The 8,682-nt window shown below is 69.7% G+C and carries 7 protein-coding genes; 5 read left to right on the forward strand and 2 right to left on the reverse strand.

Going from position 1 to position 8,682, the window contains the following annotated elements; translation table 11 throughout:
* Window positions 1–2,009, reverse strand: a 2,009-nt coding sequence (gene hrpA / locus D183_RS0109320; protein ID WP_017908751.1) for an ATP-dependent RNA helicase HrpA, incomplete at its 3' end; no start/stop codon positions are given.
* 93 nt (window positions 2,010–2,102) lie between these two features.
* Between hrpA and D183_RS0109325 the strand changes: the two genes are divergently transcribed.
* The 4 genes from D183_RS0109325 (at window position 2,103) to D183_RS0109340 (ending at window position 6,557) form a co-directional block, all read left to right on the forward strand.
* The gene (locus tag D183_RS0109325) at window positions 2,103–2,669 is read left to right on the forward strand and encodes a Dps family protein (RefSeq protein ID WP_010344296.1); all 567 of its coding nucleotides are present in this window, start codon (window positions 2,103–2,105) and stop codon (window positions 2,667–2,669) included.
* Between the two features lie 250 nt (window positions 2,670–2,919).
* Window positions 2,920–4,728, forward strand: a complete 1,809-nt coding sequence (gene recQ / locus D183_RS0109330; protein ID WP_026144332.1) for a DNA helicase RecQ — start codon at window positions 2,920–2,922, stop codon at window positions 4,726–4,728.
* 147 nt (window positions 4,729–4,875) lie between these two features.
* On the forward strand, window positions 4,876–5,370 hold the full coding sequence (locus tag D183_RS0109335; RefSeq protein ID WP_017908753.1) for a hypothetical protein: 495 nt from the start codon (window positions 4,876–4,878) through the stop codon (window positions 5,368–5,370).
* Between the two features lie 560 nt (window positions 5,371–5,930).
* On the forward strand, window positions 5,931–6,557 hold the full coding sequence (locus D183_RS0109340; protein ID WP_017908754.1) for a TetR/AcrR family transcriptional regulator: 627 nt from the start codon (window positions 5,931–5,933) through the stop codon (window positions 6,555–6,557).
* Between the two features lie 262 nt (window positions 6,558–6,819).
* Here the strand turns inward: D183_RS0109340 and D183_RS0109345 are convergent, their stop codons facing one another.
* A complete protein-coding gene (locus D183_RS0109345; protein ID WP_017908755.1) occupies window positions 6,820–7,728 on the reverse strand; it encodes a LysR family transcriptional regulator ArgP in 909 nt (302 codons plus the stop codon).
* 107 nt (window positions 7,729–7,835) lie between these two features.
* Between D183_RS0109345 and D183_RS0109350 the strand changes: the two genes are divergently transcribed.
* Entirely contained in the window at window positions 7,836–8,453 is a 618-nt protein-coding gene (locus D183_RS0109350) for a LysE/ArgO family amino acid transporter (protein WP_017908756.1), read from the forward strand.
* Window positions 8,454–8,682: the final 229 nt, after the last annotated feature.

Genomic DNA, 8,682 nt, shown 5'->3' on the forward strand with positions numbered 1-8,682 from the left:
CCGCGGCCTTCGCGGGCCAGGCGCGCAGCGCGGTGCAACTGCCCGCGGGTCGCACGCGCCGCGGTCTCGGCATCGCGCGCCGGCGCGGGAGCGGAAGCGCCGGCCAGCAGGGGCTGCAGGGAGGCCTCCGCAGGCTCCTCGGTCCAGCCCAGCTCCGCGCACAGCAGATGCAGTTGGCGGTGCAGTTCGCGCCACTCGCGCATGCGCAGGAAGCCGAGGAAATGCCGGCCGCACCAGTCGCGCAGCTTGGACTGGGTCAGGTCCTCGTGCGCCTGCCGGTAGCCATCCCACAGGCGCAGGATGCCGACGAATTCCGAGCGCGCATCGGCGAACTTGGCATGCGCGTTGTCGGCAGCCTCGCGCGCCTCCGGCGGGCGCTCGCGCGGGTCCTGGATGCCCAGGAACGCGGCGATCACCAGCATCGGCCGCAGGCAGCCGTGCTGCTGCGCCGCCACCAGCATCCGCGCCAGTTTCACGTCCACCGGCAGCCGCGCCATCTTGCGGCCGATCTCGGTCAGCTTGCGCAGGCCATGGCGGTCCGGCTCGCCGACCGCCCCCAGCTCCACCAACTGCTGCCAGCCATCGGCCACCGCACGCTCGTCCGGCGGCTCCAGAAACGGGAAATCCTCGATCCGTCCCAGCCCCAGTTGCAACATGCGCAGGATCACCCCGGCCAGGCTGGAGCGGCGGATCTCCGGATCGGTGAACTCCGGCCGCGCCGTAAAATCCGCCTCGGCGTACAGCCGGTAGCAGATGCCCTCGGCGATGCGGCCGCAGCGGCCCTTGCGCTGGTTGGCGCTGGCCTGCGAGATCGGTTCGATGTGCAGGCGATCGAGCTTCTGCCGCGGGCTGTAGCGCTTGACCCGCGCATAGCCGGGATCGACCACGTAGCGGATGCGCGGCACCGTCAGCGAGGTCTCGGCAACGTTGGTGGCCAGCACCAGACGCCGCTTTGGCCCGGGATTGAACACCCGGTCCTGGTCGGCGTTGGAGAGCCGCGCGTACAGCGGCAGCACCTCGGTCTCGCGGTACTTGCGCCGTTCCAGCGCATGGTGCGCATCGCGGATCTCGCGTTCGCCGGGCAGGAACACCAGCACGTCGCCGCGCGGATCCAGCCGGGTGATTTCGTCGATCGCCGCCACGATCGCCTGGTTGACCGTGCGGTCGCCGGCGTTGTCGCCACTCTCGGCGTCGGCCTCCTCGCCGCCCGCCTCCTCCAGCGGCCTGTAGCGCACCTCCACCGGATAGGTGCGGCCTTCCACGCTGATCACCGGCGCATCGTCGAAATGCGCGGCGAAGCGCGCGGTGTCGATCGTCGCCGAGGTCACGATGACCTTCAGATCCGGGCGCTTGCCCAGCAACTGCTTCAGATAGCCGAGCAGGAAATCGATGTTGAGGCTGCGCTCGTGCGCCTCGTCGACGATGATCGTGTCGTAGCCGGACAGCCAGCGGTCGCTGGCGATCTCGGCCAGCAGGATGCCGTCGGTCATGAACTTGATCCGGGTCTGCTCGCCGACGCGGTCGTTGAAGCGCACCTGGAAACCCACCGTCTCGCCCACCGGCGTGCGCAGCTCCTCGGCCACGCGGCTGGCCACCGCGCGCGCGGCGATGCGCCGTGGCTGGGTGCAGCCGATCATGCCGGCGGCGCCGCGCCCGGCGGCCAGGCACAGCTTGGGCAACTGCGTGGTCTTGCCCGAACCGGTCTCGCCGGCGATCACCACCACCTGGTGCTCGCGGATCAGCGCGACGATGCGCTCGGCCTCGCGCGCGATCGGCAGCTGCGGATCCAGGGTGATCGCCGGCTGCTGCGCCGCGCGCGCGGCGCAACGCGCCTGCGACGCCTGCAGCGCCTGTTCGAACGCCGTCTCCAGCGCGGCATTGCCGGGCGCGGCCTGCCAGCGCGACCATAGGCCCAGCAGGCGGCCACGGTCGCGGGTCAGCGCGCCGTCGATCGCGGCGCGGCGTTCGCGCAGGCGTGCCGGCACGGAAGGTTTTTCGATAGCGTTCATCAATCGGATGCCATTGAACGTTGAATCACAGCACATGCTTTAGTCTGTCTATTGTGACGCCATCTCGTCTGTAACCCCCAAAGAGGAACTCCCATGGCCAAGAACAAGACCCCCGGCAAGACCAAGAACGCCGCCAGCAAGGCCGTCGCCGGCCAGCCGCTGGCCGGCCTGGCGCCGTCCGCGCCCAACATCGATATCGGGATCGGCGGCGGCGATCGCAAGAAGATCGCCGACGGCCTGTCGCACTACATGGCCGACGCCTTCACCCTGTACCTGAAGACCCACAACTTCCACTGGAACGTGACCGGGTCGATGTTCAACTCGCTGCACCTGATGTTCGAGACCCAGTACACCGAGCAGTGGGCGGCGCTGGACGACGTCGCCGAGCGCATCCGCGCCCTGGGCTTCAACGCCCCCGGTTCGTACAAGGAATACGCGGCGCTGACCTCGATCCCGGAAGAGGAAGGCCTCAGCGACAGCGCCGACTGGCGCGAAATGGTGCGCCAGCTGGTGGTCGGCAACGAAGCGGTGTGCCGCACCGCGCGCAAGGTGCTCAAGACCGCCGACGACGCCGGCGACGACCCGTCGGTGGACCTGCTGACCCAGCGCCTGCAGACCCACGAGAAGTACGCCTGGATGCTGCGCTCGCTGCTGCAGTAAGGGATTCCGCCCTGCCTGCCTGGCAGGCAGGGCGCGCCGCCCGCGCGCGCCTTCGCGCGGAGCGAGACGTTGGCTGGATGCACTGTGGGAGGGACTTCAGTCCCGACGCCTTTCGATCTCGGCCCCGGCAGGCTTCGTCTGCCGCGACCGCAAGACAGTCGCCACCTACAAACCAGCGCGCGTTCGTCTGACACGCGCTTGCGCACACCAGGAAGCCAACCGCCCTTGCGCGGCGCGGTATCCTACACAGATGTCTTCCCCCGCCCACGCCTTGCTCAGCCGCATCTTCGGCTACGACCAGTTCCGCGGCCTGCAGCAGGACATCGTCGAACACGTCGCTGCCGGCCACGACGCGCTGGTGCTGATGCCCACCGGCGGCGGCAAGTCGCTGTGCTACCAGATTCCCTCGCTGCTGCGCGACGGCACCGGCATCGTCATCTCGCCGCTGATCGCGCTGATGCAGGACCAGGTCGAGGCGCTGCGCCAGCTCGGCGTGCGTGCCGAATACCTCAATTCCACCCTGGACGGCGAGACCGCGCAGCGTGTCGAGCGCGACCTGCTGGCCGGCGAACTGGACCTGCTGTACGTCGCTCCCGAACGGCTGCTGACCCCGCGCTTCCTGTCGCTGATCGAGCGCAGCCGCATCGCCCTGTTCGCCATCGACGAGGCGCACTGCGTGTCGCAATGGGGCCACGACTTCCGCCCCGAATACCGCCAGCTCACCGTGCTGCACGAGCGCTGGCCGCAGACCCCGCGCATCGCCCTCACCGCCACCGCCGACCCGCCGACCCAGCGCGAGATCGCCGAGCGCCTGGACCTGGCCCAGGCGCGCCATTTCGTCAGCTCCTTCGACCGCCCCAACATCCGCTACACCGTGGTGCAGAAGGACAATGCGCGGCGCCAGCTGCTGGACTTCCTGCGCGCGCACCGCGGCAGCGCCGGCATCGTCTACTGCATGTCGCGGCGCAAGGTCGAGGAGACCGCCGACTTCCTCGCCCGCGAGGGCCTGAACGCCCTGCCCTACCATGCCGGCTTGCCGGCCGAGGTGCGCGCCGACAACCAGCGCCGCTTCCTGCGCGAGGACGGCATCGTGATGTGCGCCACCATCGCCTTCGGCATGGGCATCGACAAGCCCGACGTGCGCTTCGTCGCCCACACCGACCTGCCCAAGTCGCTGGAGGGCTACTACCAGGAGACCGGCCGCGCCGGCCGCGACGGCGAGGCCGCCGAAGCCTGGCTGTGCTACGGCCTGGGCGACGTGGTGCTGCTCAAGCAGATGATCGAGCAGGGCGAGGCCGGCGAAGAACGCAAGCGCGTGGAACGGCGCAAGCTCGACCAGTTGCTGGGCTACTGCGAGTCGATGCAGTGCCGCCGCCAGGTGCTGCTGGCCGGCTTCGGCGAGACCTATCCGCAGCCCTGCGGCAACTGCGACAACTGCCTGCGGCCGGCCGACGCCTGGGATGCCACGGTGGCCGTGCAGAAGGCGCTGAGCTGCGTGTACCGCAGCGGCCAGCGCTTCGGCGTCGGCCACCTGATCGACATCCTGCGCGGCAACGAAGGCGAGAAGATCAAGCAGTTCGGCCACGACCAGCTCAGCACCTACGGCATCGGCAAGGATCTGGACGCGCGCGCCTGGCGCGGCGTGTTCCGGCAACTGGTCGCCACCGGCCTGCTGGAAGTGGACAGCGACGCCTACGGCGGCCTGCGCCTCACCGACGCCAGCCGCCAGGTGCTCAAGGGCGAACGCAAGATCATGATGCGCCGCGAACTGCCCAGCCGCGGCCGCGAGCGCGGCGACCGCAGCGGCAGCCCGCGCACCGGCGTGCCGGTGCAGGCGCAGGACCTGCCCCTGTTCAACGCGCTGCGCGACCTCCGCGCCGGCCTGGCCAAGGAACAGAACGTGCCGGCCTTCGTGATCTTCCACGACAGCACCCTGCGCAACATCGCCGAGCAGCGCCCGAGCAGCCTGGACGAACTGGCGCGGGTCGGCGGCATCGGCGGCAGCAAGCTGGCCCGCTACGGCCAGCAACTGCTCGACGTGGTGCACGGACAGGGCTGAAGCGCGGCACCGGCGCCTGCAGCATCGGCACATCGCGGCGCGGCCCGCGGCGCCGACAGGCCGGGTTCAACGTGGTATTGATAGCGTCAGCGTCCCGGCGGAGCGTCTGACAGGCTCCGCCGGGCCCCTCTCTCTGGCGGATGCCCGATGAACCGCAGCCTCCTTCTCCTCGCCTGCGCCCTGCTTGCCGGCCCGGCCCTGGCCCAGACCGCCGATGCCACCAGCGACAGCGAGGCGGCCAAGCGCAAGCTCGACCTGAGCGTGCCGCAACAACCGATCACCTACGCCGATCCCGGCACCAAGGCCGATCCGCCGGGCACGTACTACGGCGATACCAGCGGCACCTCGGCCTCGGCGCAGAAGGCGGCGGCAGCGCAGGCGCGCGCCGAGGCCCTGCAGGCGCAGGCCGACCGCTGCAACGGCGACGTGCACGGCAGCGTCGCCACCGGCATCGGCTATTCCACGCATGGCGGCAACAGCAACTACCAGGCCGCCAATCTGAACCTGTGCAAGACCTCCTACACCGACGACGGCAAGCCGCGGCAGATGGGCATCAGCATCAGCGTCGGCCGCGGCGACGGCCCGGTGTTCGGCCGCGGCTACTACCCCGGCGCCTACGGCCCGCCGCCGTTCGGCTGGTAAGCACGGCGACACGAGGGCAGCGCCTAATCCGCTCCCGCCACGCTCGAACCGATGCACGTTGCGTCATCCCCCCACGGGGCGTTCCCGGTAACGCCCGTCGCGGCTGAAGCCGCTCCTACCGCGCACTTCCCGAAGTTGACAGCAGTGCCCGCCGGACTCCCAGGCTGGTCCGCACGCGGCCTGGAACTTTCCGACAGCACCAGTCCCCCTGTTCACATCCGCAATCGCAGCACCTTGCGGTGCGACGTGTCGTGCCGGCACCACTGAAACCGCCCGCTCCCACGCTCGCGCTCCAGCACCCAGTCATGCAGCCGTGCCCGCTGCGTCCATTGCGCGCGAAGTGCGCATCGACACCCCCACTCGAGAGTGCCGCCCGTCACGCTGGTGGCGATGGGATCGACCGACTTGCCGCCGCACGCGCGACCGCGACGCATCGCGTCTACAATCGCGCTACCTTTGTCGGCATGCCGTCCGCGGCGGCGTCACGCATCGCGTGCGCGTCGCGGCTGGTCGCCCGGCCCCCCCCTTCATGTGGCATCGCTTCCCCCCGAGCTCACGCCATGTCCAACGTAGTCCGGCTGCACAGCGCCCGCGAACGCGAGCAGCGCCTGCACGATGACGTCCTCGATGCGGCCGAGCGCTGCATCGTCGAGAACGGCCTCGGCGCCACCACCTTCGAACTGATCGCCGGGACTGCCGACGTCTCCTGCAGCGCGGTACGTCGGCAGTTCGACGACAAGCGCAGCCTGGTCCAGGCGCTGATGGAACGCGGTTACGAGCGTGCGATCCGCACCATGTGGCTGCTGCAACCGCCGCCGCACCAGGACGCGACCACGTTCATCGCCGGGGCATTGGAAGACTGGCTGGTGGCCGATGCCAACCAGCGGCGGCGGCGCCTGGATCTGGAGATGGACCTGGCCGCCGCACGCGATCCCGAACTGGCGCAGTACGCGCGCCGGCTCAACGTGTCCCTGGTGCAGAACCTCGGCGACCTGCTGCGGCGCATGCTGCGCGACCACGGCTGGAGCGGCAGCGAAGCCGAATTCCAGGCCCGCGTCTACGCGGTCGCGGCGATGTGCGGCGGCCTGCACATGATGATGACCACCGGCGTGGAGCTCAACCGCATGCATCTGCAGTTGATCCTGAGCGAGAGCCTGGCCGGAATCTTCAGCACGGCGCAGGCCTGACGCCGTCGTCCGCCGCGCCCTCCGCCCTGACGCTCGTCCCCCCCATCACCGAAGTGACCGGGATCCTGATGCGCCCTGCGGACACAGACGCCGGCGCCGCGTTCCTGCACGAGGCGGCATGAGACCGAGCGGCGTCATCCGCGAAACGACCCTGACCTGATCCCCGGCAGCACTCGGCGTCGATGCACTGCTGCCGTCACAAGCAGGAGGTCGCCCTGGACGATGATCGGCGCCGGAGCAAGCGACCCACCGCGAGCGACGCTCAGGCAAGCGGCGCTGACGCGTGCATGCCCTCTGCTGCGGCACGCAGCGCCTGAGCGATGTGCTGCAGCGTCCTGGAACGGACCGCGACATGCTGCCAGTACAGCGGCACGTCGAGCCAGCGCTGCGGGTCGACGACCACGATCTGCCGCTGCCGCAGCGCGGCCACCAGCATCGGCTCCGGCGCCAGGCACCAGCCCAGTCCACGCGCGGCCGCCTCGACGAAGCCGATGGAGGTCGGCAGGTAGTGGATCGGCGGGCTCAGCCGCGCGCGGGTGATGCGCCGCACGAAGCGCGCCTGCAGCGCGTCCTTGCGGTTGTAGACGATCATCGGGGCGCGGGCCAGCGCCACCGCATCCAGGCCGTCGGCAAAGTAGCGGGCGAAAAACGCCGGCGAGGCGATCGCGCGGTAGCGCATCGCGCCCAGCGACAGCACATTGCAGCCCTGCAACGCCTTGCCGACGGAGGTGACGGCACCGAGGACCGCGCCGCTGCGCAACAGCTCCAGCGTGTGGTCCTGGTCGTCCACCTGGATATCGAACAGGTAGCCATGCGCGTCGTGCAGCGCCGCCAGCGCATCCAGGAACCAGGTCTGCAGCGAGTCGTCGTTGACGGCGATGGCGATGCTGCGTGCCGCTGCACTGCTCGCAGGCGCGGGCAACAGGTCGGCCACCGCCTCGGCCTCCAGCACCTGCATCGGCCGCACGCTGCGCAGCAGGCGCTCCCCGGCGGGGGTCGGCCGGCATGGAGCCTGGCGCACGATCAGCACCTGGCCAAGCCTGTCTTCCAGTGCCTTGATCCGCTGCGAGACCGCCGACGGCGTCAGCGCCAGGCGGCGCGCGGCGGCCTCGAAGCTGCCTTCTTCCAGGACGGCGGCGAAGGCGGACAGCTGGGGGTGGAGCAGATCCATGGCGGTTATGCGGATTAGAGATTCTTCAGAGCGTACAGAAAAACGAGTTTGGCTAATCGCGCCGACGCGTGCAGCATGCTCGCCCCATGTCCCAGGACCTCATCGCTATGTGGCTGCACGCACTGTTGGCCGGCCTCGTCGCCGGCGCCGGCCTGATCGTCGCCATCGGCGCGCAGAACGCCTTTGTGCTGCGCCAGGGACTGCAGCGTCGGCATGTCGGCCTGGTCGTGGCCGTGTGCGCCGCCAGCGACATCGCGCTGATCGTCCTCGGCGTGTCCGGCATCGGTGCCGTGGTGGACGCCTGGCCGGGCGTGCTGCAGGGATTGCGCTTCGGCGGTGCGGCCTTCCTCGGCGCCTACGCGCTACTTGCGGCACGACGCGCCTGGCGCGGCAGTGGCGGCCTGCTGGCGCACGGCGAGGATCAGCGGAGCTGGCAACGCGTCCTGCTGACCTGCCTGGCCTTCACCTTCCTCAATCCACATGTCTACCTGGACACCATGGTGCTGCTGGGCAGCCTCTCCACGCGCTACCCGGGACAACTGCGCTGGGCCTTCGCACTCGGCGCCTGCCTGGCCAGCGCGACCTGGTTCAGCAGCCTGGGCTACGGCGCGCGGCTGCTGCAGCCCGTGTTCCGCAAGCCCGCTGCGTGGCGACTGCTGGATGCGGCAGTCGCGCTGTTCATGCTGGGCTTGTGCCTCGCTTTGCTCTTGCAGCCCCTGGCTTGAGAGATGGGGTGCGTTGGCTGCCAGCAGCCAGTGCACTTGGCTGCGCAAGCGTCTGTCGCGCAAGGCCGGGAGTCATTGCAGCAATCCGACGCAGTCCCATCCCTGGAAACAGCGCAACTCGCGGCGAATCAGAGGCGGCGCGAGGAGCTGGCGAAAATTCCGCCAAAGGCGATGCCTGGCCTGGTTTGAAAAGTGGTGGGCCGTGATGGATTCGAACCATCGACCAAAA

The sequence above is a fragment of the Xanthomonas sp. SHU 199 genome (assembly GCF_000364665.1).
Lineage (GTDB): Bacteria > Pseudomonadota > Gammaproteobacteria > Xanthomonadales > Xanthomonadaceae > Xanthomonas_A > Xanthomonas_A sontii.

What these genes read in the sequence shown, in the direction of transcription:
- D183_RS0109325 (WP_010344296.1), top strand. Translation starts at nt 2,103, where the DNA reads ATGGCCAAGAACAAGACCCCCGGCAAGACCAAGAACGCCGCCAGCAAG.
- D183_RS0109350 (WP_017908756.1), top strand. Translation starts at nt 7,836, where the DNA reads ATGTGGCTGCACGCACTGTTGGCCGGCCTCGTCGCCGGCGCCGGCCTG.
- D183_RS0109335 (WP_017908753.1), top strand. Translation starts at nt 4,876, where the DNA reads ATGAACCGCAGCCTCCTTCTCCTCGCCTGCGCCCTGCTTGCCGGCCCG.
- D183_RS0109345 (WP_017908755.1), bottom strand. Translation starts at nt 7,728, where the DNA reads ATGGATCTGCTCCACCCCCAGCTGTCCGCCTTCGCCGCCGTCCTGGAA.
- recQ (WP_026144332.1), top strand. Translation starts at nt 2,920, where the DNA reads ATGTCTTCCCCCGCCCACGCCTTGCTCAGCCGCATCTTCGGCTACGAC.
- D183_RS0109340 (WP_017908754.1), top strand. Translation starts at nt 5,931, where the DNA reads ATGTCCAACGTAGTCCGGCTGCACAGCGCCCGCGAACGCGAGCAGCGC.